Below are 532 nucleotides of genomic sequence, written 5' to 3'. Positions count from 1 at the left end.
CACTTACGCTTACAACGGCACGGTGATGCAGCAACAAGTATTCCAAAACGGCAAATTGGTTAACGCCAAATACTAAAGGCCGTCTGAAACGGCTGGGGAGTATGTGAAACTTGATTACAAAATATTTTTAACATTCAAACATTTGAAATATTTTGCACCATTTTCTTGAAAATATGGATTGACACATTTTTTCCAGCCATTATAATACGCCCCATTCCCCGATAGCTCAGTCGGTAGAGCGACGGACTGTTAATCCGCAGGTCCCTGGTTCGAGCCCAGGTCGGGGAGCCAAATTTCAAAAGCCTGAACTGCTGTTCAGGCTTTTTTACATCAATAAGGAACGCTTGTTCTTTCCCAAAGAAAGCCCATGAGTCCTCATAATAAAAAAGGCCGTCTGAAACCCAAATCTGGCTTCAGACGGCCTTTTATTTATTTTTAAATCAACGGAAGAAATCGCCCATACCGGCAGGCAGGCCTTGGGTGAATGCACCCATGGTTTTGTTGGTGGTTTCTTCGGCTTTTTCAGAAGCGG

At 43.8% G+C, this 532-nt stretch carries 1 tRNA gene and 1 pseudogene; one reads left to right on the top strand and one right to left on the bottom strand.

Features of this window, described 5'->3' with window-relative positions:
- Positions 1-215: 215 nt before the first annotated feature.
- Positions 216-291: transfer RNA gene (locus ACTHUM_RS18445), tRNA-Asn, on the top strand.
- A 149-nt stretch (positions 292-440) separates the two neighbouring features.
- Here ACTHUM_RS18445 and ACTHUM_RS18440 read toward each other — a convergent pair.
- Positions 441-532, bottom strand: a pseudogene (locus tag ACTHUM_RS18440) (YbaB/EbfC family nucleoid-associated protein); the annotation flags it as partial.

The organism is Neisseria sp. P0021.S006, from assembly GCF_051956895.1.
The sequence above is the reverse complement of the archived record's forward strand: the minus strand, read 5'-3'. Positions and strand labels throughout refer to the sequence as shown.